Raw genomic sequence first — 23,572 nt, forward strand, 5'->3', positions numbered from 1 at the left:
TCGTACGGTTCAGCTGGCCAACAACCTGCGCTCTCAGAATATTATCGTATACTCGATTGGCTTGGGCAGTGCGATCAACAAATCATTTCTTCAGCAGGTCGCTAATGATCCCGCCAGTTCAACATACAATGCCAGCCAGCCAGTGGGAGAGGCCGTGTTTGCGCCTACCTCTGCCCAGCTGGATTCTGTCTTCAACGTGATCGCATCAAAAATTCTTCTCCGCTTGACGCAATAAAACGTTGCAAGTGCCCGATTGTAACGGTCCCTACGTGAGGTGAGCACCCTCGTGCCCTTGTGCAAAAGGGGAGATATGAAGCCTTTTATGCAAAGAAAGCGCGCATCGCGCAGGACGTCGTAGCCTCAGACCTTGAATTGCTCGATGCGGAGGTTCTGCTTAAGAAATTAGGACCCCGGACTGCTCGCCAGCGCACCCCGAAGAGACATTAGCCTCCAAGGAATTCTGACTGGCGCTAATCGGCAATTCCGACCGACTCGTTCGGACAGCCAGAGCATAGAAGATCCCGGGGATGCGCGCAGAGGCGGCTGGTGCCGCTTTTAATAGGCGGGCAGCGGCGCGCGCTCTGCACGGAGCGCGCGCCGCGCCAACCCGTCAGCAATCCCCGCCCCGCGCAGCTGGTCGCGCGCGGCGTCGAATGCCTAGGCCGTCGCGGCCAGCGCCTCCGCATGCGCCACTGGCTCGGGCTTGCCCGAAGCGCCGAGCGGCACGGATCCGGGGCTGCGCTCGAACGGATCCTTCAGGCCGAGCATCCTGGCATGCTCGCGCAGCGGTGGAATCACCTCTTCGGCGATCAGCCTCATGCTGGTGCGGCGCGCCTCAGTCGGGATCGGCCCGTCGTTCTGCCAGAACGCAAAGATTCCGGGCCGCAGCACGTCGAGAATGTGCTTGAGCTTGGGAATCACGGTCTTGGGCGTGCCGACAATGATCTGGTTGTTCTTCTGCGCACTCTCGTATCCGGCGTAAATCGCCTTGCGCAGGCCCTCGACATCGACTTCGCCCTCGAGCGATTGGAACAGCGCGGGGCCGTTGGGATTGTTCGGATCGCTGAACTGGCGCGCCATCCGCCGCGTCGCCTCTTTCGAGTTATATCCCGGCGGGAACATCCACTCGCCGCGCGCGAAATGCGTCAGTCCGCCTCCGTAAAGATCCATCTTGCCCAGTTCCTGCGCCTTCTCCTCAGTCTCGGCGAGGAAGACCTTCTGCAGGTAGCCGAAATTCTCGGTACCGGCCTGGTAGCCCTCCTTAGCCGCCGCCTGCGTGTACAGGTTCCACATCTCGACCGTCGGTTCGAGGTAGGTCGCGAGCGCCAGGTACGGATACCGGTGCTTGGCGCACCACAAAAGCGTCTCGGGGCTCACCAGCCCGGGAATCCAGATCGGCGGACGAGGCTTCTGGATCGGCAGCACCCACGGATTCACGAAGCGGTAGTGGAAGTGCTTGCCCTCCCATCGGAACGGACCCGGGCGCGTCCACGCCGCGATCACGAGGTCGTGCGCCTCATTGAAGTATTCGCGGTTGTACGCCGGGTTGGCGTTGTTGGCGAGCTGCTCGCTGCCCGCGCCGCGCACCCATCCGGTGACCAGCCGTCCGCCCGAAATCATATCGATCATCGCCAGCTCTTCGGCCAGGCGCAGCGGGTTCGCGACCACCGGCAGCGGATTGCCGAGGAGCACGATACGCACCTTCTTGGTGATGCGGGCGAGGATCGAGGCTTCCATGTCCATCACCGCGCCCATGCAGAAGGGCGTGCCGTGATGCTCGTTGAGCATCACTCCGTCAAAGCCAAGCTCCTCGGCGATGACCTTGTCGTCGAGGTATTCGTTGAGCAGCTTCGCGCCCTTGGCCGGGTCGAAGAAGCGGTTAGGAACCCCGAAGAAGCTCTGGATCTTCAGAACCTCGTCTTCGGGAACGTCGAGGTACGGCCGTTCAGTGAAATACATTATGTGCATATGAAGCCCTCCGTTTCCGCTTTGTGAGCTCTACTGCCCCCTGCATTTCCTGACTGTATATCTACTTCAAGCGCGGGCGCGGCCATCATTCCGCCGTTCGCCGCGATTGAATACTATGCTCCCAACGCCTCCATCGAGCCGATATATTCCGGCTTGCCCGTCGGACCGAGCGGCCTCGCTCCTGGCGTGCGCTCGAACGGGCCGAAGAGGCCCAATTCCTTGCCAATTTCGCGCATCTGCGGGATGACCTCGGTGCCGAGCAACCGCAGACAGGTCATCCGATCGCTGGCCGGCGCCGGGCCGTCGAGCCAGAACGAAAAGATTCCCGGCCGCAGCACCGACAGCACCTTCCTGAGCTTGGGGATCACGGTCCTTGGCGTCCCGACGATAATTTGCAGACTGTCTTTCGACCCGTCGTAAGCCTCATGGATCGTCTGGCGCAGCGCGGTCAAATCCTCCGTATGGTCCTGCGAAACGAACGAAAGCCCCGGCGTGTTGGGGTTGGCGTAGAGGGTGGAGAGACGCCTGGTCGCAGCTCGGGAGTTGTAGCCCGGCGGAAACATCCACTCCGGCCGCGCGAAGTGCGAGAAGCCGCCGCCGAAGAGGAAGTGGCGGCCCATCTCGTCGGCCTTCTCTTCGGTTTCGTGCACGAAGATCGGTTGCAGATAGCCGAAATTCTCTGTCCCCGCCTGATAACCCATCTCCGCCGCACGGTCGGTGTACATGCGCCACATCTCGAGTGTCGGCTCGAGCATCGTGGCCAGCGCGACGTACGGGTATCTGTGTTCCGCGCACCATCGCACCGTCTCCGGGCTGATGAGGCCGGGGATCCAGATTGGCGGATGGGGTTTCTGCATCGGCAGCACCCACGGATTCACGAAGCGGAAATGAAAGTGCTTGCCCTCCCATCGGAACGGACCCGGACGCGTCCATGCCGCGATCACGAGGTCGTGCGCCTCGTTGAAGTATTCGCGGTTGTAGGCCGGATTGGCGTTGTTGGCGAGTTGTTCGCTGCCCGCGCCGCGGACCCATCCGGGCACCAGCCGCCCGCCCGAAATCATGTCGATCATGGCCAGCTCCTCGGCGAGGCGCACCGGGTTGGCGGCGACCGGCAGCGGATTGCCGAGCAGTACGATCCTGACCTTCTTCGTGCAGCGCGCGAGCACGGCCGCCTCGACGTCCATCACCGCCCCCATGCAGAAAGGGGTGCCGTGATGCTCGTTGAGCATCACGCCATCGAAAGTGCCGAGTTCGTCGGAATAGATTTTCTCGTCGAGATACTGGTTAAGAAGCTGCGCGCCCTTTTGCGGGTCGAAGAACCGGTTGGGCACACCGAAGAAGCTGCGCAGCTTCAGCACTTCATCCTCGGGCACGTAATGATAGGCCCGTTCGGTGAACCACATTATGTGCATTTCGAGCTTCTCCGGGGCCTCAGCCCAGAAAGGCGCGCACCTGCTTCAAAAATTCGGCCGGCTGCTCGGCTCCCGGATAGTGTCCGCAATTGTCGATAGTGACGACCTTCGCGCCCTTGATCGAACGCTGATAGACCTCGGCCGCGCTGAGCGGCACCACCTGATCCTGCTTGCCCCACAGGAGCAGCGTCGGCAATCCGTCGATTCCCTCGAGCAGATGCGGCAGACTCGGATTGAACATGTACGGCGCCCAGGCCAGGCGCGCGGTCTCCGCGCGCGCCTCTTCCCACGCTTCGTACTGCTCAGGCGTCTGCTCGCCGCCGAACAGTTTCGTGAAATCCGGCTTCTGGGGATCGTGCGCTCCGCGAGTCAGATAGGCCCGCGCTGTCACCGTGAACAGGTCCATGATCTCGCCCTGCGGCGGACGCACGCCGGTCGGCGCTACCAGGATCATTTTGCTGAATTGAGCGGAGTTGGCGGCTGCCATTTCGGCCGCGATCCATCCGCCGAGCGAATGGCCGAGCACGTCAACCGGCCCCAGCTTCTGCTCGCGCACGTAGCGCTGGTAGAAGCCGGCGAGGTCGCGGATGCTGGTGATCCAGTCGGCCATCGCGGTCTTTCCGAATCCCGGATGAATCGGCGCCAGCAGCGTGCGCTCCTGGGCCAGCGCCGAGTTCCACGGCGTCCATCCCGGCCATCCCAGTTCGCCATGCAGGAGCAGCAGGGGCTTGCCCTTGCCGCCCTTGACGATCACCAGTTCGGTATTACCGACGCGGACCTTCTCTTCGGTCCATTCCTTGTCTGCCATCGCGGCCTTCTCCAGGTTGTATTTCGTTGTGTTCGTGGCGTCCGATGCGGAACCACAGTTCCCCCGACCGGTCCGCCCGTGCAAAACCAGCTTTAATACAGCGCCATCGTATTTGCCACCGGCGCGGGCCGTTCCGATGCGGCGGCCGCCCCCGTAAGGTGGCCTACAACGAGGTATCAGCGAAAGCTATAATCTCGGCACGGATGGCGACGCGCCCGAAGGAGCGGGGAACGGGCTGAAGATGAACGACCTGGCGCAAGCGCGCGAACGGATGGTGGTCGAGCAACTCGAGCGCCGCGGCATTTGCGACCCCCGGGTGCTCGCCGCGATGCGCATGGTCGAGCGCGATCGCTTCATCCCGACCCAATACGCCGCGCAAGCCTACGACGACGAGCCGTTGCCAATCGGCGCGGAGCAGACGATCTCCCAACCCTACATGGTTGCCCTGATGTGCGAGGTCGCGCGGCTTGGCGGCGGCGAGCGTGTGCTCGAGGTTGGCACCGGCTCCGGCTATGGCGCCGCGGTGCTCGCGCGCCTGGCTGCCGAGGTCTATTCGATCGAATCTCTGCCGGCATTGTATGAGCTGGCGCACGCCAGGCTCGAGGCGCTCGGGTTTGCCAACGTTCATCTCTGCTGCCGCGACGGCTCGGAGGGATGGCCGGAGCAAGCTCCGTTCGACGCGATCGTCGTGACCGCCGCGATGCCCGGGATCGCCCGTCCGCTGCTCGAACAGCTAAAGCCCGACGGACGGTTGATCGCGCCGATTGGCGAAGCCGACCTGCAAACCCTCGTGCACATCAGCCGCCGCGGACAGTCCTGGAGCGAAGAATATTTCGGCGAATGCCGATTCGTGAAGATGACCGGGCGCTACGGATTCGGGATGCCGTGATCCGCAGCAGGGCCGGCGCGTATGGCGGGTCAAGAAGCCGACCGAGCGACGCGCACGCGGCGCGCGGTTGACGAGCGGCGACGCGGCGCCAGATAGCTCGCAGAGGCGCCCAGTTCGCAGGGCCAGTGCGCAGGGTATGGACCGGGGAGCGGTGGCGGTTGAATGGTGGCGGCAGCAGGCACAAGTCCAAGCGGCGAAGCCGATGAGCCGGCGAGCGCGACCGTAAACGTGTCGCGTGCGATAGCAGCAGCGTTCGCGTCCGGCGTGGCCGCATTCATCGCGACCGTCGCGACGGCAGTCGCGGTCACGGGATGCTCCTCCTCCCGCCCGGCAAGCTACCCGCCGGTCGCGTACAGCAGCTCGCGTCCGGTCCAGCACGTCGTGCGTCCCGGCGAGACCGTGTATCACATCGCGCACGCGTACCACGTGAGCGTGCAAAGCCTGCTCGAGGCCAACCATCTGAGCGACTCGCGCGACCTCCGGGTTGGACAAAGCCTGTTGATTCCCGGTGCGTACTCTTACGCCTCGCTCGGCGGCGCCCAAAGCGGCTTGAGTGAGATATGGAACGTGCCGCGCGCCTCGCGCCAGTTCGCGTGGCCGCTATGGTCCGGCGAACTGACTTCGGGCTTCGGGATGCGCCACGGGACGATGCATGACGGTGTCGATATCGCCGCGCCGGTCGGCACTCCGGTGCATGCGGCCGACTCCGGCGTGGTGGCCTTCGTTGGAAAGCTTAACGGCTACGGCAATACGGTCATCATCCGGCACTCTGACAATTACGTGACGGTGTACGGCCACAATTCGCGCGTCCTGGTGAGTGAGGGGACGGAGGTCGCGCGCGGCCAGAACATCGCGGAGGTCGGCACCAGCGGACGGACCACTGGTCCGAATCTCCATTTCGAAGTGCGCTACGACAATCGCGCGTACAATCCGCTGAGCTACCTTGCGCCGCCCGGTCCGTCCCCGGGCGTAAGCTTTGCCCGCAACGGCCCCTCCTAGTATCTTAGCCGCAACCGCGGGGGAGATATGCGGTCCAGTTACACGTCAGGATCGCGAACAAATCGATGATGGAATTGAACGAACTGAGAGCACTCGTGCGTGACGTCCCGGACTTTCCCAAGCCGGGAATCCTGTTCCGCGACATCACTCCGCTTATCGGCAACGCGCGCGCCTTCGCCACGCTGGTCGATATGATGGCCGAGCCGTTCCTGGGCAAGGTGGACACGGTGCTGGGAATCGAGTCGCGCGGCTTCATCGTCGGCGCGCCGGTCGCCTATCGGCTCGGCGTCGGACTGACGATCGCGCGCAAGCCGGGCAAGCTGCCCTTTCACACCATAGGCGAAACCTACGACCTCGAGTACGGCAGCGCCGGCCTCGAGGTCCACGAAGACTCCCTGGTGCGCGGCGCGCGTGTCCTCATCGTCGACGATCTGCTGGCGACCGGCGGCACCGCCGAAGCCACGGTGCGTCTGGCGCAGAAACTCCAGGCCGCCGTGGTAACCTGCGCCTTCGTGATCGAACTCGGCGCGCTCGGCGGCCGCCAGCGTCTCGCGCCGGTCCCGTGCGTCTCGCTCATCCGTTATGATTGAAGCGGGGCCGGATCCTCGAAGCGGGGCGGCCGCTGTAGTAATCAGCGCGCGGCCCGCGGCGGGTTCGTTCAGCGGTGGCCCGCGCTCGTGCGAGTTCCGTGGAGCTGCATGAAATCCAGCACGGGGTCGCGGCGGATCGAAACCGTCTGCTGATCGTCCTCGCGGTCACAGCGTCCTATTGCGCCGCCGAATTCATCGGCGGTTACTTCGCGGGCAGCCTCGCGCTGATTTCCGACGCGGTCCATCTGCTGACCGACATCGCGGCGCTCTGCCTCGCGCTGCTGACGCTATGGATCTCGACCCGCCCGGCGAGCGGCGCCAAGACCTTCGGCTACCTGCGCGCGGAAATCCTGGGCGCGCTGGCCAACGGGCTTTTCCTGTGGCTGCTGGTGATTTTCATCTGGTTCGAGGCTGCGAAGCGTCTGCGCGCTCCGCAGCCGGTGGCAGGGCTGGCCGTAATCGCGATCGCGACGCTCGGCCTCGGCGTCAACGGCTTCTCGGCCTGGATGACGCACGCGGCCATATCCGAAGGCAGACGGCCCGGGATAGCCGTGCGGGCAGTGTTCGTCCACGTGATCTCGGACCTGATCGGCACCTTCGGCGTGATGGTTGCGGGCGCGCTGGTCCTCTTCTTCGGATGGCGTCAGGCGGATGCGCTGGTGAGCCTGCTGATCGGCGCGCTGGTGCTCTACAGCTCCTGGGGACTGGTACGCGAAGGCGTGGACATCCTGATGGAATCGGTGCCGGCACATATCGACCTCGAAGAGTTGCGCAACGACATGCTTGCGGTGCGCGACACCGAGGAAGTACACGATCTTCACGTATGGTGCCTGGCGAGCCGCCAGTTCGCGCTTTCGGCGCATGCGGTCGTGAAACGCGAAGCCGACCAGGATCGCGTGCTCGCGGAGATGTCGGCGATGCTGCAGCGTAAGTTCAACATCCAGCACATGACAGTGCAGCTCGAACGCGACAACCGCCGCGCGAGCGAGCCCGAGCATTTCTGAAGCACGCGCGATCGTCGTTGACTCAGCGCAGCGCTTCTGTGAGCAGTCTTATTCCGGGCGCCGAATACACTTCAGTGTGCTAAACCGCTTCCGAACGCCGGAGCACCCATGCCTAAGCTCAAAGAGATTGGCCTGATAGTCGAAAATACCGACGCGCGCGATTACGTAACCCAGGCGCAAGCTGCCGAGCGGATGGGCTTTGACAGCTTCTGGGTCCCGGAGGATTACGTGTTTCCGGGGGCGTTCAGTTCCTGCGCCGCGATAGCGGCAGCAACCAGCAAGATCAAGATAGGCACCGGCGTCGTCAATCCCTTCACGCGCCATCCGGTGCTGCTCGCGATGGAGCTTGCGGCCCTCGATCAGCTCTCGGAAGGCCGCGCGATCCTCGGCCTCGGCGCGAGCATCAAGCTCTGGATCCAGGAACAGATGGGCATCCGGTACGACAAGCCGGTCGCGGCGCTGCGGGACGCGGTCGCGATCATCCGCGGGCTCTTCGCGGGCAAGCAGTTGGAGCATCGCGGCGACGCGTTCACCGCCACCGCCGGCATCCGCTTCAACCTGCGGCCGCTGCGACCCAACGTGCCGATCTACCTCGGCGCGACCGCGCCGCGGACGATCGAGCTTGCTGGCGAGGTCGCGGACGGCTGGTTCCCGTTCGGCGTCGGACCGGAGGCGATTGGGCCGGCGATCGAACGAATCCGCGTCGGCGCCCGGCGCGCGGGCCGGAGCCTCTCTGACTTTTGCTTCTCTTCTTTCATCTTCACGGCGGTGGGCGACGACGACCGCGCGGTGCGCGAGGCGATCAAGCCGTTTTTGGCGCTGGTCCTTGGATGGTTCTCCGCCCAGCCGCACCTGCCGATCTTCACCAACTTCGGACTCACCGCGAAGGACGTGAGCCTGATTCGGCAGAGCCACGCCTGTGGCGAAGTCCGGCCCGAGATGGTGAGCGAGGCGATGATCGACGGGCTGGCGTTGGCGGGCAGTCCGCAGCGATGCCGCGAGCGGCTGGCGCAATACGTCGATGCCGGGATCGACACGGCGGTATTTGCCATCGAGGGCGGCCCGGATTTCGCAAAACATCTCGAATCGCTCCATCGCAACCTGGTGAGCCATTTCATATAGCGCGCCGCTCGCGGCGCGACGGCGAAGCCGACGGCCTAATCGGTCGCTCTACTGCAAACTTCCAGGTGCTTGGTAAAATCCAGCACGATCGGACGCCATCGCGCGACGCGCACGTCTTCCTCGTCCATCTCCTGTTCGAGGATATGAATCGAGCCGAGATCGATGCGCGGTTCGAGCACGCCCGTCAGATGCCGCACTATTGCGCGAATCACGCCGCGATGCGCGACCAGCAGCGCAGCCGAGGCCGCGGCGCCGCCCGCGCGCGCGTCCTGCCACACCGAGAGCATCCGCGTGGTTCCGCACTTGACGCGCTTCTCAAAGTCCGCCCTGCTCTCGCCTTCGGGATAGACGAAGTCGGCCGCGAGCCGGTCGGCGTTCCATCGCCGGAACTCTTCAGGATAACGCTCGGCTATCTCCTCCGCCGTGAGGCCTTCGAACAGGCCGAAATCAACCTCGACGAATTCGTCGATGACCAGGGCGCGCGCATTCTCGCCCGCGATGATCCGAGCGCCTTCTGCCGCGCGCACGAGCGGGCTCGAGAATACCGGGGCGAATCCGCGCGCGCCGTCGCGCGCCGCGAGCCATTCGCCCGCGGCATTCATCTGACGCCGGCCAAGCTCGGACAGCGCCACGTCGGTACGGCCGTAGTAGCGGATGCTCGAGTTGCCGACGGTCTCGCCATGGCGCACGAGCACCAGCCGCGCCGGTCCGGTCATCATCTCGGCCCTTTGGCTTCAGCCCTTTTCTGACGCGACGCCATCGAGCGGGTTGAGCACGAGGCCGGTCAGCAGCTTCGGATGGAAATAGGTCGATTTCTCCGGCATCACCGCACCCGCGTCGCTCACCGCCTCGACATCCCGGATGGTTGGCGGGTTCATCAGGAAAACGCCTCTCGCGCTGCCTGAACCCAGCGTCGCAAGCGCGCCGGGCGCGTCGATCGTGTATTCAATCAGGCCGCCGGCTTTGACCTGCTCCGGCGTAATTCCGAAGATCCGCTCCAGCACCAGCGCGTGCAACACGCTTACGTCGAGCCGCTGCACCGCCGGCGGCGCCGCGGGCATCGCGTCGGCCATCGCGCGCGAATCCCTCAGCCTGAGCAAGCGCAGCTTTACCTGCTCGCCGCCGAGCGCGACCGCGATCGCACCCTGCCCCGCCCCGGACAGCGCTGCGCGCATCGCGTCCGTGCGCTCAAACTCTTCGATCGCGAACCACTCGGCCGCGCGCTTATCGAATGACGCGATCCGCGCCGGGTCAAGCCGCTGCGCGACGCGATACGTCGGCAGGATCACCAGGCCTGGGTCGTCGCCGGCGACCAGCGTCATCATCGTGTAGTCGTAGGGACGCGCACCCTCCGGATCGCCCTCGACAGCGCGCCGGCGACGCCGATATTCGAGCGCGGTCTCGTAGCGATGGTGTCCGTCGGCGATGAAGATGCGCGGATTTTCGAGTTCGCCCTGGATCGCCGCGATTGCGGCGCGATCGTCGATCCAACGCAGTTGGTTGCGAATTCCGTCGTCGTCGCTGACCTCCAGCAGCGGCTCCTGCGCCGAAAGCTCGGCCACGATAGCGGCGAGCGCCGGATGCTGGCCGGTATAAAGCCCGAAGACCGAACTGACGTTGGTGTTGAGCGCAGTCAGGAGTTCGAGCCGATCCTGTTTCGCGGCGGGAAAGGTTTTCTCGTGCGGCAGAATTCTCCCGGCGCTGAACTCCTCAAGCCGGATACGTACGATAAAGCCGCTCCGCCGAAGCAGCCGCCCTTCGAGCTCGAAGAATTGCGAGTACAAAAAAATCGCGGGGCGGGACGCGGGCCTGAGCACGCCTTCGTTGACCCACTGGCCAAGCGTGCGCGCCGCCGACCCATACCGGTCGGGATCGCGATTGAGTTCCAGACGCACGACGTTATAAAGGCTCCGCGCGTAGAGCGCGTCCTGGCGCGCCCTGTCGATCAAATCATACGGCGGCGCGACGACATGGCTCAGCGCGCCGGCGCGTTCGGGATCGTAGAGAAGGCCCGCGAAGGGTTCGATTCGATGTGTCATCGCCATTGCAAAGGCCTCATCGCGACGCGCGCGCCGCGAGCCGAGCGGTCAGTTGACCCTCGCTTACCGCGCCGTGACGGAGCACGCGTATCTGCGAGCCGGCGAACGTCACTACCGTGCTCGGAGCGCCGCCGGCCAGCCAACCATGCTCAACGAACACTTTAACTTTGCCTCCCAGCGTGCGGCGTGCAGCTTCAGGTTCCACGGCGGGCGGCTCGCCCGCCAGGTTGGCGCTGGTCGCGGTGAGCGGGCGCCCAAGTCCCGCAGCCAGTGCGCGAGCGGTCGGATGCGATGACACGCGCACGCCGACTCCGCCGTCGTCGCCGATGAGCGGCGCGGGAATCCCGTCGCGGGCGGGCAACACGAGCGTCAATGGCCCCGGCCAGAACGCCTCGGCGAGAACGCGGGCCGCGCCCGGCACCTCGCGCGCCACCGCAAAGGCCATCGCCGCGTCCGCGGCGATCAGCGCGACCGGCTTTCCGGGCTCCCGCCCTTTTATCGCGAACAGGCGCTCGAGCGCATCCGACGAGAGCGCGTCCACGCCCAGCGCATAGAAGGTCTCCGTCGGATAGACGATCGCCTCGCCCGCAGCGAGCGCCGCGAGAGCGTCGGCGATGACGGGGGAATTCATCTCATTCAAAACGGTTCAGCCTGCACGATTGCGTTCCGCTCATGCACCAACGTGTTCCGCTCATGGACCAACGCGTTCCATTCATGGACCAACGCGTTCCGCTTATGCACCAACGCGTTCCGCTCATGGGGCGAGGCGTTCGAGCGCGCGATGCGCGATGTCGCGGCGCATATGCATCCCCTCGAACTCGATCATCGCGGCGGCTTCGTAGGATGCGGCGACGGCGCGGCGCAGATCCGCGGCCATCGCGGTCACCACCAGCACGCGGCCGCCGTCGGATACCAGGCGTCCGTCGCGCAGCGCGGTCCCGGCGTGAAAGACCTTGACCCGCGTCTTCTGCAGCGCCCATCGCACCTTCGCCTCCGACGGCTCGGCCCCGTCGATCCGCTCGAGGCCGCTTATCGGAACGCCCTTGCGATACGAGCCCGGATATCCGCCCGAGGCGAGCACCACGGCTGCCGCGGCGCGCGGCGAGAGTCTTACCGTCACGTCCTTCAGCCGGCCCTCGGCGCAGGCCAGCAGCGTCTGGGCGAGGTCGCCCTCGAACCGCATCATCAGCGGCTCGCATTCAGGATCGCCGAAGCGGACGTTGTATTCGAGGACGTTGAGCCGCTCGCCGTCGATCATCAAGCCGACGAACATCACGCCGCGAAGCGGCGTGCCGCGCGCGCGCATCGCGCCGAGCGTCGGCATCACCACCTCGTTCATCACCCGCGCCTCGAGCGCCGGGCCGAAATGCGGCACCGGCGTGTACGCGCCCATCCCGCCGGTGTTGGGGCCGCGGTCGCCGTCGAACGCAGCCTTGTGATCCTGCACCGAGCCGAGCGCGACTGCGCTTTCGCCGTCGCAGAGCGCAAAGAACGAAACCTCCTCGCCCACAAGACGCTCTTCGATCACGACCCGCGCGCCCGCCGCGCCGAAAAGCCGACGCTCCATCGCGTCGTCGATCGCGGCGAGCGCGCCTACCGCGTCGTCGCATACGGACACGCCCTTGCCGAGCGCGAGGCCGTCAGCCTTGACCACCATCGGACCGCCGCGCGCGCGAACCCATCGGCGCGCCGCCTCGGCGTCGTCGAAAATCTCGAAGCCCGCAGTCTTTACGCCCGCCTCGCGCATCACGGCCTTGGCGAAGGCCTTGCTCGCTTCGAGTTGCGCGGCGGCCCTGGTCGGGCCAAAAATTTTTAGCCCCGCGCGCTCGAACTCGTCGACGATTCCGGCAGCCAGCGGATCTTCCGGTCCGACCACGGTAAGGTCGATTTTCTCGCCGCGCACGAAGTCAACCAGAGCGGCGAGGTCGTTCGGTGCGGCGGGAGCTATCGTCGCGAGCTGCGCGATGCCGGGGTTACCGCCCGCGCAGTAGAGCTTGCGCGCCGTCTCGCTCTGGTTGAGCCGCCAGAGCAAGGCGTGCTCGCGCCCGCCCTTGCCTATCACGAGGATCTTCATCGGGACGGCGCCTCGGCCCGGTCGCTACGCTCGATCGCGCGAATCACTCTCATCAGATAATTTTGACACTTCGCGAACGCAGACGGGAATTCATCGTCGGACGCGGCGCTCAGTGCCGAAAGTGGCGCACTCCCGTGAAGACCATCGACAGCCCACGGGCGTCGGCAGCCGCGATAACCTCGGAATCGCGCATCGCGCCGCCCGGCTGCGCGATCGCCGTCGCCCCGGCCTCCGCGGCAAGCGTGGGCCCGTCAGGGAAGGGAAAGAGCGCCTCGGAGACCAGCACTGAATCTTTAAGTGACACTTTAAGCCGCGCCGCCTTCTCGCGCGCCGCGTATAACGGGTCGATTCGCGAAGTTGCGCCGCCGCCGACCGCCAGCGTGCGGTCCTCGGCGACGAACGCGATCGCGTTGGACTTGATGTGTTTGCACACGCGGATGCCGAACTCCATCGCGCGCAGTTCAGCCGGCGTCGGCGCGCGCCGGGTTACGACTTTGCCTTCGCGCGGGTGTTCGAGGCTCAGGTCGGGAGTCTGCACCAGCAGTCCGCCGACGACGCGCTTGAGGTCGAGGTCCTCGCGATGCACGGCGGCGGGATGAAACCGCATCACGCGCCGGTTCTTTTTCTTGCGCAGGAACTCCAACACTCCGGGCTCAAAGTCGGTTCCGATCAGGACCTCGGTAAACAGCTCGTCAACCGCTTCGGCAAACGGCAGGTCCCAGGGGCGATTGGCGATGATGATTCCGCCGAAAGGCGAGTCCGGGTCGGTCGCGAACGCCTTCTCCCACGCTTGGAGCAACGTCGCGCCGACGCCCACGCCGCAGGGCGTGTTGTGCTTGAGGATCGCGACCACGGCGTTTTTGTAGTCCGCGAAATCAAGCATCAGGTTGACGGCGGAGCTGATGTCGAAAACGTTGTTGAAGGAAAGCTCGCGGCCGTGGAGCTGCTCGGCGATTTCACGGAAACGTCCGTAGAGCGCGCCCACCTGATGGGGATTCTCGCCGTAGCGGAGCGTCTGTTCGCGTGGCAGCGAGAGGCTGAAAGTCTCTCCCAGCGGCTCGCGCTTGCCGTTCTCGATCGCGCCGAGGTAATTCGAAATCGCGCAGTCGTAAGCGGTGACGCGGGCGAAGGCCTTGCGCGCGAGACGCCATCGGGTCTCGCGCGCGAGCGCCCCGCCGCTTGCCTTGAGCTCTTCGATCAGCGCCGGATAGTCGGCCGGATCGACCACCACCGCGACGTCGTTCCAGTTCTTGGCGGCGGCGCGCACCAGCGTCGGGCCGCCGATGTCGATATTCTCGATCGCGTCGTCGAGACTCACGTCCGGCCGCTCGACCGTTTGTTCGAAGGGATAAAAGTTGACCACGACCAGATCGATCGGCTCGATTCCGTGCTCGCGCATCTGGCGCTGATGATTTTCGTCGGCGCGCCGCGCGAGAATTCCGCCGTGAATCTTCGGATGGAGCGTCTTGACCCGCCCGTCGAGCATCTCGGGCGATCCGGTGAGGTTCTCGACGCCGCGGACCTTGACGCCGGCCGCTTGCAGGGCAGCCGCCGTGCCGCCGGTCGAGACTATCTCGACGCCGCGCGCCGCGAGCGCCCGCGCGAACTCCGCAAGCCCCGCTTTGTCGGAGACGCCGAGCAGCGCCCGGCCGATTTTGATCGCAGCCGTTTCCATCTCAGGCCGCCTTTCGATAAACGCGCGGCACGCGTTTGCCGACCGTACATAGCATCTCGTACGAGATCGTCTGCGCGAGGCGCGCGATGTCGTTGACGCTGATCATCGCTTCGCCCGCGCCGCCCCACAGGATGACCTCGTCGCCGATCGCCGCACCGGGCACGTCGGTAAGATCGACCATCGTCAGGTCCATGCATACCGCGCCGACGACCGGCGCACGCCGCCCGCGGATCAGCACTTCCCCGCCGTGTTGCAGTCCGCGGCGATAGCCGTCGGCGTAACCGACCGCGAGTACGCCGATCGCGCTCGGCCGCGGCGTGACGAAGGTATGGCCATAGCTGACGCCGACGCCTGCGGGCACGCGCTTCACCTGGATCACGCGCGTCTTGAACGTCATCACGGGCCGCAGTTCGACTTGCTCCCGAACGGCCGGCACCGGCGGCAAGCCATAGATCGCAAGCCCCGGGCGCAGCAGACCGTAGTGCGCGTCGGGGCGCAGGATGGAAGCCGCGGAATTGGCGACATGAGCGACTTGCGGCTCGATTCCGGCCGCGCGCAGGCGCGCCATCGCCGCGTCGAATACTTTCAGCTGCATGCTGGTCACGGGGCTTTGCGGATCGCCGGCATTGACCAGCAACGTACACACCCCTTCGACCCTGAGCGACATCGCACGGCCAAGCTCCGCAATCGCTTGATCCAGATCGCCGGGCAGAATCCCAAGCCGCGTCGCGCCGCTGTCGATCTTGAGATGAACGGGAAAGTTCGCCCGCGCCTGCGCCTGGGCGGCGCGCCCGAGCGGCGCCACAAGCGCTGCGTCGTACACGAATGGCGTAAGGTCGAGCGCGACGATCTCGTCCGCCTCAGCGGCGAGAAACCCGCCCAGCAGATAGACGCGCTCGCGCACCCCGGCCGCGCGCAGCTCGCGCGCTTCGCTCACGCGCGCCACGCCGAAATGAGCGCAACCCTCGGCGCGCAGCGCGCGCGCAACTTCGACCGCGCCATGCCCGTACGCGTCGGCCTTGACCACCGCCATCAACTCCACGCCGTTACCGGCCGCTCTGATCGCCCGGTAGTTGGCGCCCAGCGCACCGAGATCGATCTCGGCCACCGTCGGCCCGTTCACGACTTCCATCGATGAATGAAACAGCCCCCCTGTGATTCGCGCCCGAACGCCACGGATCATACCGGCCACGCCCGTTTTTTGACACTCCCCGGCTCAAGTGATATTCACACGACATGGCTGGGGGTGTGCGCGCACGAAGGGCGCACTGAGAACGTAAACCCCTCGAACCTGATCCGGGTAATACCGGCGTAGGGAATCCGCGCTCCGCCTCCTGCCAGACGGCGGAACGATCGCGGTTCCGCCTAAAGCCGTTTACCCGAAGCCGGGAAAGCGGCTTTTTCGATGTCGCGCTTCGCGATTCAACTCAACGGCGAACAGTACACGGTCGAAGGCGATCCGAGCCTGCCCGCGCTGCTCGAGCGACTGAAAATGCGCCGCGGCCGGGTGGCGGTCGAAATCAACCGTACCGTCATACCGCGCGCGCAATACGATTCGGTCAGGCTCAACCCGGGCGACATGGTCGAGGTGATCAACTTCGTCGGCGGCGGCTAGCCGCACCGGACCCCGCGTGCCGAACGCGCGGCGGGCGCAGGCGATGCGCGCGCACGCGCGGCGGGTTATGATTTATATATGGAACCGCACATGGAACATGATCATTTCGACCTGGCGGGCCGGGTCTTTCATTCCCGGCTGATCGTCGGCACCGGCAAGTATCGCGACTTTGCGGAAACCCGCGCGGCGGTCGAGGCGAGCGGCGCCGAGATCGTCACGGTCGCCGTCCGCCGCGTCAATATCACCAACCGCGACAGCGAGAACCTGCTCGACTATATCGATCCCAAGCGCTACCAGATTCTGCCAAACACCGCCGGATGCTATACGGTCGAAGAAGCGGTCCGCACTTGCCGCCTCGCGCGCGAGGTCGGGGTGGGCGACATCGTCAAGCTCGAGGTAATCGGCGATCAGAAAACGCTCTTCCCCGACGTCCCGGCAACGATCGAAGCGGCCAAAATCCTGGTCAAGGAAGGCTTCAAGGTGCTGCCATACATAACGGACGATCCCGTCGCCTGTCTGCGCCTGGCCGAGATCGGATGCGCGGCGGTGATGCCGCTCGCGGCGCCGATCGGCTCGGGCATGGGCATCCGCAATCCCTTCAACCTGCGCATCATCATCGAACAGGCGAAGGTCCCGGTGATCGTCGACGCCGGCGTGGGCACCGCGTCGGACGCGGCCGAAGCGATGGAAATCGGCTCCGACGGATTGCTGATCAATTCGGCGATCGCGGGAGCGAAGGATCCGATCGCGATGGCGCGGGCGATGAAACTCGCGATCGAAGCCGGGCGAATCGCCTATCGTGCCGGGCGCATCGAACAGAAGCTATACGCCACCGCCTCGAGTCCGCTTAGCGGCCTGATTCGCTAGCGCCGCGGCAGGCCAGCGAAGCGACGGATCGTCAAAACGGCGGATCATCAACGTTGGAGAGCACGCATCGCGTACCGGCCGACTTCCAGCTCTATCTGGTAAGCGATCGCCGCCTTGTAGCGCCCCGTTCGCTGGTCGAAGTCTGCGAAGAGGTTCTCGGAGCGCTCGCGCGCGACTCCTCGGCCGTCCACGCGGCGCTGCAACTGCGCGAAAAGGATCTCGGCGGCCTCGAGCTCTATCAACTGGCAACGGCGCTCCGCCCGGTCTGCACGCGGCACAACGCCTATCTGATCGTCAACGATCGAATAGATATCGCGCTCGCCGCAACGGCCGACGGCGTGCACCTGCCTGCCGATTCGGTGGAGATCGCGGACGCGCGCAAGCTCGTGGGACCGTCGCGCCTGATTGGCGTGTCGACGCATAGCGCGGCGGAGGCCGAGGCTGCGGCCTCCGCGGGCGCCGACTTCGCGGTGTTCGGTCCGGTCTGGCCGCCGCTGTCCAAGCCCGGCTATGGCCCTGCACGCGGCGCCGAGTCCTTCGGCGACGCGTGCAAGGCCGCGGCCGGGATGCCGCTCTACGCGCTCGGGGGCGTCACCGCCGAGCGCGTGGCGGCGCTGCGCGACGCCGGCAGGACGGTCCCCGCCAGCGGCGGAGGCCGTCCTGCCGGCGTCGCCGTCATCGGCGCCGTCTTCGGCGTCGCTGATCCGGCGGCCGCCGCGCTTGAACTCGCGCGCGCCGTCAGGCGCGCGCTCGGGCCTCAGCGTACGGCGGACGGCTAACGATAAGACTAGCGGTATCAAAAGAGCGGGCCCGTCAGACGTCGAAAATGATCCGCGCGCGCCAAAGCGCATCGGCCGTGCGCATAACGCTCAGCTGATGATACGTCACTGCCTTGATCTCGCCGAGCAGGACGTGGCGGGTGCGGTCCAGAATCTCGCCTTGGAGCGTCAGCGTAACGTGTTCGCCCTGCTCGGACGCCGATGCACCGCACCAGATAAATCCGTCGATCAGAAACAGGTTGAGCGCCGACGCGAGCAGGTCATGCAGAATTTCGACGTCTTCCGTGCCGCGCACCTCGATTTCGCGGCGCTCGTGCTCCTCGATTCCAGCCTCCTCCACCATCAGCCGCGCCATCGCGAGCGCCGCGCGCGCGAACAACTGCGCCCGCGAAGGCGCCTCAACTTCGATCCCGGTGTCGCCGGTGTGTTCGATCTCCCGAAAAAGCGGCGGTCGCTCGCGCATCACGTCGCTTGCGTGCGGTTCACGGCCGTTCGACCAACGCCGCGGCCTGCTCAAGCGTAACCGCGTCCGCGCCGAGGAGCATCACGGCCGCCAGGTCTTCCCACTCTTCGCTCCTTGGCGCGAGCGGATCCTGAGAGGTCAGCCGATGCTCGACGACCATCCGGGAGAGCAGCAGACGGCGGCCATCGCCAAGACGCGACGCCTCCCAAGCCATCAGTATCGCCGTGGTGGTGTTGTACAACGCGCCTGCGGCCATCCGCGCGAGCCGCTCGCCTTCGCTGCCGGAGGCGCGCGAGGCAAAGGCGACGGCGCGATCGACGATGCCGCCAAGCTCGGCGCGGCATTTCCGGGGCACTCGCGAGGCCTCGGCCAGCCGCGCATGCAGCGCCTGGCCGAGAGCCTCGTGCGCTCCCATTTTTGCCGCCGCGCGGCCGATCGCATCCAGCGCGTTGATATTGCTGGTGCCTTCCCAGAGCACGCCGATCTGTGCGTCGCGCACCAGCCGCGGGTTTATCCAGTCTTCGATATAACCGTTGCCGCCCCGCACCTCCATCGCACCGGTCGCCACGCGCAGGTTGTCGCGGCATGCACGGAACTTGAAAAGCGGAGTGAGAATGCGTAGCAGATGCGCCGCGCCCTCATCGGCGCGGTTGGCGCGGCCCATCACGTCCGCCGTCCACGCGTACATCGAGAGCGCCTGCTCCGCCGGCACCATCAGTTTCAGCAACTGGCGGCGCACGAGCGGCAGCTCGATGAGCGTGCGGCCAAACGCAACGCGATTACGCGCCACGCAAAGCGACTCGTTGAGGCAGCGGCGCATCATCGCGGCCGCGCGCACTCCGTGCGAGAGCCGCGACAGGTTGACCTGGTCGAGCATCTGCTTGAAGCCGGCGCCGAGTTCGCCCACCTGCCATGCGAAGGCGCCTTCGAGCCGAATCTCGCCGCTCGCCATCGAGCGCGTGCCGAGCTTGTCCTTGAGCCGCACGATGCGGTAGCGATTGCGGCTGCCGTCGTCGAGCCTCCGCGGCATCGCGAACAATCCGAGGCCGCGAGTGCCGGCGGGAGCGCCCTGCGGACGGGCCAGGATAAGCGCCAGGTCGGCGTCGGTGTGCGAGCAGAACCATTTCTCTCCGTAGAGCCGCCACTCGCCGTTTTCCAGCCGCGCCTCGCTCTCGAGCGCGCCCACGTCCGAGCCGCCGGATTTCTCGGTCATGAACTGCGTGCCCTTCCACATCGCAGCCGGATCCTGCGACAGCAGCCGGGGAAGGAGCCTGCGCTTCAGCTCGTCGGTGCCGTAGCGAAGGATGACGTAGTTGCTGGTGTCGGAGACGCTTACCGGGCACATCAGGCCGAACTCGGCCTGAACGAAAAGGTACTGAAAGGCGTACTTTGCGATGGGCGGCATCGGAGCCGGCCATCCGAGCACGCCCCCGCGATGGCTCATCGCGTGCAGTCCGAATTCGGCAAACGCGATCCGCTCCATCTCGCGGTAGGCCGGATGATATTCGATCCATTCCTCGTCGCGCCCGAAGCGGTCGCGCGGATGGAGCACCGGCGGATGCTTGTCGGCGACGTCGGCAAGTTCGTCGAGGCGGCCGCCGGCGAGTTCGCCCAGGCGATCGAGATGAGGTTCGAGGTGCGCGCGCAACGCGGGCTCGATGTAGAGATCGAGCAGGCCGCGAAACGCCGCGTCGGCGCGGTAGAAGTTCATCCCGCGGCAATCAGGCGCGACGTGATCGGAGCCGGTCTTTTGAGATGCGCCGTTGTTGCGTCGGGCTTCCATCGCCGTCTTCCGCCGGGCGCGGCCGAAGAGCTTAGCGCGCGCTAAAAGGGATAGTTGATCCCTGAAAAGACCGCCGCTCCCTCGCCGCCCCAGCCGGCGTCGACATAGCCGACCACGAACGGCTCGGCGATCGCGCGAAAGCCCATCCCGCCCACCGGATGCAGGTCGGTGACGAAATCGTCACCCGGGTTATGGAAAACGCGGCCGACATCGAAAAAGGGCGCCAGTTCCAGGATGCCGTGGGTGTTGAAGAGGTCGGTTTCCCAGACCCGCGAGCGCATCTCGACGTTGATGTCGAACAGGTTATTGTCGACGAAGCGGCCCGCGCCGTAGCCGCGCAGGGTCTGTTGATTGAACAGCAGGGAGGATTCACCGCCGAGGCGCGCCATCGACCAGAATGGCACTTCGTCGCCGGCCGGCATGTACTGCAGATAGCCATGGGTGGCGAGCGTAATCTTGGGGCCGATCGGAAAGTAGTGATGGAGGTCGGCGCCGAAGCGAGTGTACGAGATCGAACTCATGAAGCTGCGGTCGGCGATCGAAGCGTATATCAAGTCGTAGCCGCCGTCGGTGGGAAGGTCGACCGAATTGCGGGTGTCGTAGGTGCCCTGTATCTGGTTGAGAACTTCGGTGCCGCCGTTGAGTCCCTTGATATTGGGGAACTCCTTGAAGATGGACGGGAGCGATTCAAATGCGCCGTTCGAAAGCCGCACGTAGCGCGGCCGCTCAAGCAGCGCTATCTGCAGGCGCGGCGTGAAGTTGTAGCCGACTCTTCCTTCGAAATAGACCTGCTCGGTCGTGTAGTTGCTCTCGTTGCCTTGGGAAGAACTGTTGCCGATTCCGTAAAACCGCTCGGTCGGATCGCGCTCGAAAAAGAAGTGCCCTTCGAGCGAAAAGTTGCTCTGATGAGTGCGCCCGGTCGCGTAGTCCAGGTCGACACGGCGCGCGATCTTTTCCTGGAATCCCGCGATCACGTAGTACTGCTCGTCAGCCGAGGGATAGCCGAGATAGCGAAACGTGCCGCCGGGTCCAAGCGTCGAGTTGCCAGTGATGTCGGGCGCGAGAATGTTGTTGATCTCGCCCTGCTTGTCCGTGAACAGCATCGCCGCCAGCACGCCGTAGGTCACGCCCGAGTTGGGGTCGGTCTCGATTTCGGGGACCGGAATCAGAGTAAAGGGCCAGTTGTGCGGATTAAGCGTGCTCGGCCAGGTGTTGGGATTGAGATATCCGGGCCAGCTGTCTGGGTTGAGCAGCGTGAAAGCGGGAGCGGACCGGGCGCAAATCAACCCCGGCGCAAGGAACAGGACTATAGCGAACAGTCTCTTCATCGACCGTTGATGATTATATAACACCTATTCCAGAACTTATGGCCTAACAACCTGACAGGCATCGAGGCTTCGATCAACACAGCCGTCTGCATTTCCGCCCTTCCCGAAAATGTGCAAGGATTCGCCAGGGCAAGCCCCGGGGTCAGTGTCAGACCCGGTTACGGCGCGGGAATTGAGCGGGCCGCCAAACGAGGGGGGGCTGGCTCATTGCGGCGCCGCAGGCGGCCGAAAATTGTCACGGAGGTTCCGCTGATGCCTAAAGTCGACGGTGGTGAACTGGTTGCCCGCGTGATGCGGGAGAACAAGGCGCGCTACTGCTTTTCGATCAACGGGGGACACCTGTTCCCGATCCTGGCGCAACTGCGCAGCAACGAAATCAAGCTCATCCATATGCGTCACGAGCAGGCGACCGCGTACGCCGCCGACGCCTATGCCCGCATGACCGGCGAGGCCGGGGTATGCATGGTTACGGCGGGATGCGGGCTGACCAACGCGATGACCGGGCTTTGTCTGGCGGCGATGACCAACAGCGCCGTGGTCTGCGTCTCCGGCCAGCATCCGAATACCGAAGACCATCAGGGCTCATTTCAGGAGGCCTACGGCTCCGAGATGCTCAGCAGCTTCGCGAAATACACCAAGCGCGTCACCGACTGGAGCACGATCGAATTCGACATGCGCCTCGCCTTTCGCGAGGCAATCACGCCGCCGCAAGGCGTGGCGCTGGTCGAAATTCCGCAGAACATCCTGTACCACGGCGATGACGACAAGCGGCAGAACCCCGGCGGGATGCGCTTCACGGTTGACGACGTTCGCTCGTCTGGCGACCCGGCAAAAATCGACCGCGCGCTCGAACTGCTGGTGGCGGCCGAGCGGCCGCTCATCGCTGGCGGCGACGGTCTCTTCTGGTCGCAGGCCGGACCCGAGCTGCGCGAATTTGTGGAGCTGACCTCGATTCCGGTTTACGCGCGGCGCGCCGGGCAAGGCGCGGTCTCCGAGGAACATCCGCTGGCGATTCGCGGCGCCTTCAAGAAACCCTTCACCGGCCGCGCCGACGTCGTGCTCACCCTGGGTTTCCGCTTCTGGAGCGGCGAACACTTCGGCCGCCCCAAGACCTGGAACGACAAGGCCAAGTACATCCAGGTCGATCCGACGGCGAACCGTATCGGATGGCAGGTGCCGGCGGAGGTTCCGGTGGTCGGCGATCCCAAACTAGTGCTGCGCCAGATGATCAACCGGATAAAGGAACTCAAGCTCGACTTCTCGAAAAACCGCGGCTCGCAGTGGCTGAAGGAGTTGGCCGAGGTTCGATCGAACTTCGAGCACCAGGTGATCGAAAACTCGAAGAAGTTTCAAACCAACCGGCCGATCCATCCGTCCCGGCTCGCGCGCGATCTGGTCTCAGTGCTCGACAAGAACTGCACCGTCGTCATCGACAGCTTCACGCTCTCGGGTTGGATGAGCCAGAACTTCGTCTGCCGCTTCCCGGGCCAGATAATCGACGCCGGGCCGCTCGCGCCCGTAGGCCACGGTTTCGGGATGGGCATCGGGGCGCAACTCGCACGGCCGGGCGCGCAGGTCGTGCTGGTAATGGGCGACGGCGGCCTGGGAATCGGCGGCTGGGATATGGAGACCGCGGCTCGCTATAAGCTGCCGATCGTGTGCCTGCTGTGGAACAACAGCTCGTGGGGGCCGAGCTTCGAGTCGATGCCGATGCTGAAGGATCGCACCGATCCGTTCAACATGCTCCAGGACGTCCGTTACGACAAGATTTTCAACGAGATGGGGTGCCATGGCGAAAACGTCACGGAGCCCGACCAGCTAATCCCCGCGCTGGATCGCGCGTTCAAGTCAGGCAAGCCGGCGATGATCAACGTCATCGGCGACAAGACCGTCGGCCATCCGACGCTCGGCGGCAACCTGCTTGGTTCGACCGGCGGCGGTAACTGACGCGACGCGGGAGCGAACTGAAACTGTCGCGAGGGCGGCGCGCACGGCGAGCGTCGATCGGGCGGTTCAAATTCCCGGGGCGATGGGGCGGCAGCCTCATCGCCCCGCTTTCTTCTCCGGTTGCGAAAGCGCACAGGATACTTTTTCTCGGAAATAGAGCGTGTAATCTTGAATATTATGGTTCGCCACTCCCTGCGTCGAACGCCATAT

At 65.0% G+C, this 23,572-nt stretch carries 22 protein-coding genes and 1 riboswitch; of the genes, 10 read left to right on the forward strand and 12 right to left on the reverse strand.

The window, feature by feature from the left end:
• Nucleotides 1-235 (forward strand): hypothetical protein (locus VMI09_05290; GenBank protein ID HTQ24089.1); only part of this gene is annotated, 235 nt, incomplete at its 5' end.
• Nucleotides 236-657: 422 nt separating this feature from the next.
• Here the strand turns inward: VMI09_05290 and VMI09_05295 are convergent.
• The 3 genes from VMI09_05295 to VMI09_05305 all read right to left on the reverse strand — a co-directional run bounded on the left by VMI09_05295 (nucleotide 658) and on the right by VMI09_05305 (nucleotide 4,188).
• Nucleotides 658-1,968: an LLM class flavin-dependent oxidoreductase gene (locus VMI09_05295; GenBank protein ID HTQ24090.1), complete on the reverse strand. Its 1,311-nt coding sequence runs from the start codon at nucleotides 1,966-1,968 to the stop codon at nucleotides 658-660.
• A 113-nt stretch (nucleotides 1,969-2,081) separates the two neighbouring features.
• Nucleotides 2,082-3,380 (reverse strand): LLM class flavin-dependent oxidoreductase, encoded by a 1,299-nt coding sequence (locus tag VMI09_05300; GenBank protein ID HTQ24091.1) that lies wholly within the window; start codon nucleotides 3,378-3,380, stop codon nucleotides 2,082-2,084.
• A gap of 19 nt (nucleotides 3,381-3,399) precedes the next feature.
• Nucleotides 3,400-4,188: an alpha/beta hydrolase gene (locus VMI09_05305; GenBank protein ID HTQ24092.1), complete on the reverse strand. Its 789-nt coding sequence runs from the start codon at nucleotides 4,186-4,188 to the stop codon at nucleotides 3,400-3,402.
• Between the two features lie 241 nt (nucleotides 4,189-4,429).
• Between VMI09_05305 and VMI09_05310 the strand changes: the two genes are divergently transcribed.
• The 5 genes from VMI09_05310 to VMI09_05330 all read left to right on the forward strand — a co-directional run bounded on the left by VMI09_05310 (nucleotide 4,430) and on the right by VMI09_05330 (nucleotide 8,792).
• Nucleotides 4,430-5,077 (forward strand): protein-L-isoaspartate(D-aspartate) O-methyltransferase, encoded by a 648-nt coding sequence (locus tag VMI09_05310; GenBank protein ID HTQ24093.1) that lies wholly within the window; start codon nucleotides 4,430-4,432, stop codon nucleotides 5,075-5,077.
• A gap of 162 nt (nucleotides 5,078-5,239) precedes the next feature.
• Complete coding sequence (locus tag VMI09_05315; GenBank protein ID HTQ24094.1) at nucleotides 5,240-6,076, forward strand: LysM peptidoglycan-binding domain-containing M23 family metallopeptidase; 837 nt, start codon at nucleotides 5,240-5,242, stop codon at nucleotides 6,074-6,076.
• A 65-nt stretch (nucleotides 6,077-6,141) separates the two neighbouring features.
• The gene (locus tag VMI09_05320) at nucleotides 6,142-6,666 is read left to right on the forward strand and encodes an adenine phosphoribosyltransferase (protein HTQ24095.1); all 525 of its coding nucleotides are present in this window, start codon (nucleotides 6,142-6,144) and stop codon (nucleotides 6,664-6,666) included.
• 98 nt (nucleotides 6,667-6,764) lie between these two features.
• Nucleotides 6,765-7,670: a cation diffusion facilitator family transporter gene (locus VMI09_05325; GenBank protein ID HTQ24096.1), complete on the forward strand. Its 906-nt coding sequence runs from the start codon at nucleotides 6,765-6,767 to the stop codon at nucleotides 7,668-7,670.
• A 108-nt stretch (nucleotides 7,671-7,778) separates the two neighbouring features.
• On the forward strand, nucleotides 7,779-8,792 hold the full coding sequence (locus tag VMI09_05330; GenBank protein ID HTQ24097.1) for an LLM class flavin-dependent oxidoreductase: 1,014 nt from the start codon (nucleotides 7,779-7,781) through the stop codon (nucleotides 8,790-8,792).
• A 35-nt stretch (nucleotides 8,793-8,827) separates the two neighbouring features.
• Here the strand turns inward: VMI09_05330 and VMI09_05335 are convergent, their stop codons facing one another.
• From VMI09_05335 to alr, 6 genes are all read right to left on the reverse strand, one after another.
• The gene (locus tag VMI09_05335; protein HTQ24098.1) at nucleotides 8,828-9,511 is read right to left on the reverse strand and encodes a histidine phosphatase family protein; all 684 of its coding nucleotides are present in this window, start codon (nucleotides 9,509-9,511) and stop codon (nucleotides 8,828-8,830) included.
• Nucleotides 9,512-9,526: 15 nt separating this feature from the next.
• The gene (locus VMI09_05340; GenBank protein ID HTQ24099.1) at nucleotides 9,527-10,837 is read right to left on the reverse strand and encodes a DUF1015 domain-containing protein; all 1,311 of its coding nucleotides are present in this window, start codon (nucleotides 10,835-10,837) and stop codon (nucleotides 9,527-9,529) included.
• 10 nt (nucleotides 10,838-10,847) lie between these two features.
• Nucleotides 10,848-11,462, reverse strand: a complete 615-nt coding sequence (locus VMI09_05345) for an L-threonylcarbamoyladenylate synthase (protein HTQ24100.1) — start codon at nucleotides 11,460-11,462, stop codon at nucleotides 10,848-10,850.
• 123 nt (nucleotides 11,463-11,585) lie between these two features.
• Nucleotides 11,586-12,905, reverse strand: coding sequence for a phosphoribosylamine--glycine ligase (gene purD / locus VMI09_05350; protein HTQ24101.1), 1,320 nt, complete (start codon nucleotides 12,903-12,905; stop codon nucleotides 11,586-11,588).
• Nucleotides 12,906-13,014: 109 nt separating this feature from the next.
• Nucleotides 13,015-14,580 carry a bifunctional phosphoribosylaminoimidazolecarboxamide formyltransferase/IMP cyclohydrolase gene (gene purH, locus VMI09_05355; protein HTQ24102.1) on the reverse strand — a complete coding sequence of 522 codons (1,566 nt, stop codon included), beginning with the start codon at nucleotides 14,578-14,580 and terminating at the stop codon, nucleotides 13,015-13,017.
• 1 nt (nucleotide 14,581) lies between these two features.
• On the reverse strand, nucleotides 14,582-15,712 hold the full coding sequence (alr, locus tag VMI09_05360; protein HTQ24103.1) for an alanine racemase: 1,131 nt from the start codon (nucleotides 15,710-15,712) through the stop codon (nucleotides 14,582-14,584).
• A gap of 100 nt (nucleotides 15,713-15,812) precedes the next feature.
• Nucleotides 15,813-15,915, forward strand: a riboswitch (TPP riboswitch).
• Nucleotides 15,916-15,985: 70 nt separating this feature from the next.
• Here alr and thiS point away from each other — a divergent pair.
• From thiS to VMI09_05375, 3 genes are all read left to right on the forward strand, one after another.
• Nucleotides 15,986-16,195 carry a sulfur carrier protein ThiS gene (gene thiS, locus VMI09_05365; protein HTQ24104.1) on the forward strand — a complete coding sequence of 70 codons (210 nt, stop codon included), beginning with the start codon at nucleotides 15,986-15,988 and terminating at the stop codon, nucleotides 16,193-16,195.
• A gap of 90 nt (nucleotides 16,196-16,285) precedes the next feature.
• Nucleotides 16,286-17,062: a thiazole synthase gene (locus VMI09_05370; GenBank protein ID HTQ24105.1), complete on the forward strand. Its 777-nt coding sequence runs from the start codon at nucleotides 16,286-16,288 to the stop codon at nucleotides 17,060-17,062.
• Between the two features lie 53 nt (nucleotides 17,063-17,115).
• Entirely contained in the window at nucleotides 17,116-17,841 is a 726-nt protein-coding gene (locus tag VMI09_05375; protein HTQ24106.1) for a thiamine phosphate synthase, read from the forward strand.
• A gap of 34 nt (nucleotides 17,842-17,875) precedes the next feature.
• Here VMI09_05375 and VMI09_05380 read toward each other — a convergent pair whose 3' ends face one another.
• Genes VMI09_05380 through VMI09_05390 form a run of 3 tightly spaced genes read right to left on the reverse strand, consistent with a single transcriptional unit; the run spans nucleotide 17,876 to nucleotide 21,415 of the window.
• A complete protein-coding gene (locus VMI09_05380) occupies nucleotides 17,876-18,304 on the reverse strand; it encodes an archease (protein ID HTQ24107.1) in 429 nt (142 codons plus the stop codon).
• A 19-nt stretch (nucleotides 18,305-18,323) separates the two neighbouring features.
• The gene (locus VMI09_05385) at nucleotides 18,324-20,087 is read right to left on the reverse strand and encodes an acyl-CoA dehydrogenase family protein (protein ID HTQ24108.1); all 1,764 of its coding nucleotides are present in this window, start codon (nucleotides 20,085-20,087) and stop codon (nucleotides 18,324-18,326) included.
• Between the two features lie 41 nt (nucleotides 20,088-20,128).
• Complete coding sequence (locus tag VMI09_05390) at nucleotides 20,129-21,415, reverse strand: BamA/TamA family outer membrane protein (GenBank protein ID HTQ24109.1); 1,287 nt, start codon at nucleotides 21,413-21,415, stop codon at nucleotides 20,129-20,131.
• Between the two features lie 252 nt (nucleotides 21,416-21,667).
• Here VMI09_05390 and VMI09_05395 point away from each other — a divergent pair, with 252 nt between their 5' ends.
• The gene (locus tag VMI09_05395) at nucleotides 21,668-23,362 is read left to right on the forward strand and encodes a thiamine pyrophosphate-binding protein (GenBank protein HTQ24110.1); all 1,695 of its coding nucleotides are present in this window, start codon (nucleotides 21,668-21,670) and stop codon (nucleotides 23,360-23,362) included.
• The last annotated feature ends 210 nt before the right edge of the window (nucleotides 23,363-23,572 follow it).

The sequence above is a fragment of the Candidatus Binataceae bacterium genome, assembly GCA_035500095.1.
Classification (GTDB): domain Bacteria; phylum Desulfobacterota; class Binatia; order Binatales; family Binataceae; genus JAKAVN01.

What these genes read in the sequence shown, in the direction of transcription:
- VMI09_05300 (HTQ24091.1), bottom strand. Translation starts at nt 3,380, where the DNA reads ATGCACATAATGTGGTTCACCGAACGGGCCTATCATTACGTGCCCGAG.
- purH (HTQ24102.1), bottom strand. Translation starts at nt 14,580, where the DNA reads ATGGAAACGGCTGCGATCAAAATCGGCCGGGCGCTGCTCGGCGTCTCC.
- VMI09_05305 (HTQ24092.1), bottom strand. Translation starts at nt 4,188, where the DNA reads ATGGCAGACAAGGAATGGACCGAAGAGAAGGTCCGCGTCGGTAATACC.
- VMI09_05345 (HTQ24100.1), bottom strand. Translation starts at nt 11,462, where the DNA reads ATGAATTCCCCCGTCATCGCCGACGCTCTCGCGGCGCTCGCTGCGGGC.
- VMI09_05310 (HTQ24093.1), top strand. Translation starts at nt 4,430, where the DNA reads ATGAACGACCTGGCGCAAGCGCGCGAACGGATGGTGGTCGAGCAACTC.
- VMI09_05390 (HTQ24109.1), bottom strand. Translation starts at nt 21,415, where the DNA reads ATGAAGAGACTGTTCGCTATAGTCCTGTTCCTTGCGCCGGGGTTGATT.
- VMI09_05295 (HTQ24090.1), bottom strand. Translation starts at nt 1,968, where the DNA reads ATGCACATAATGTATTTCACTGAACGGCCGTACCTCGACGTTCCCGAA.
- alr (HTQ24103.1), bottom strand. Translation starts at nt 15,712, where the DNA reads ATGGAAGTCGTGAACGGGCCGACGGTGGCCGAGATCGATCTCGGTGCG.
- purD (HTQ24101.1), bottom strand. Translation starts at nt 12,905, where the DNA reads ATGAAGATCCTCGTGATAGGCAAGGGCGGGCGCGAGCACGCCTTGCTC.
- VMI09_05330 (HTQ24097.1), top strand. Translation starts at nt 7,779, where the DNA reads ATGCCTAAGCTCAAAGAGATTGGCCTGATAGTCGAAAATACCGACGCG.
- thiS (HTQ24104.1), top strand. Translation starts at nt 15,986, where the DNA reads ATGTCGCGCTTCGCGATTCAACTCAACGGCGAACAGTACACGGTCGAA.
- VMI09_05385 (HTQ24108.1), bottom strand. Translation starts at nt 20,087, where the DNA reads ATGGAAGCCCGACGCAACAACGGCGCATCTCAAAAGACCGGCTCCGAT.
- VMI09_05335 (HTQ24098.1), bottom strand. Translation starts at nt 9,511, where the DNA reads ATGATGACCGGACCGGCGCGGCTGGTGCTCGTGCGCCATGGCGAGACC.
- VMI09_05395 (HTQ24110.1), top strand. Translation starts at nt 21,668, where the DNA reads ATGCCTAAAGTCGACGGTGGTGAACTGGTTGCCCGCGTGATGCGGGAG.
- VMI09_05370 (HTQ24105.1), top strand. Translation starts at nt 16,286, where the DNA reads ATGGAACATGATCATTTCGACCTGGCGGGCCGGGTCTTTCATTCCCGG.
- VMI09_05340 (HTQ24099.1), bottom strand. Translation starts at nt 10,837, where the DNA reads ATGGCGATGACACATCGAATCGAACCCTTCGCGGGCCTTCTCTACGAT.
- VMI09_05320 (HTQ24095.1), top strand. Translation starts at nt 6,142, where the DNA reads ATGATGGAATTGAACGAACTGAGAGCACTCGTGCGTGACGTCCCGGAC.
- VMI09_05315 (HTQ24094.1), top strand. Translation starts at nt 5,240, where the DNA reads ATGGTGGCGGCAGCAGGCACAAGTCCAAGCGGCGAAGCCGATGAGCCG.
- VMI09_05380 (HTQ24107.1), bottom strand. Translation starts at nt 18,304, where the DNA reads ATGCGCGAGCGACCGCCGCTTTTTCGGGAGATCGAACACACCGGCGAC.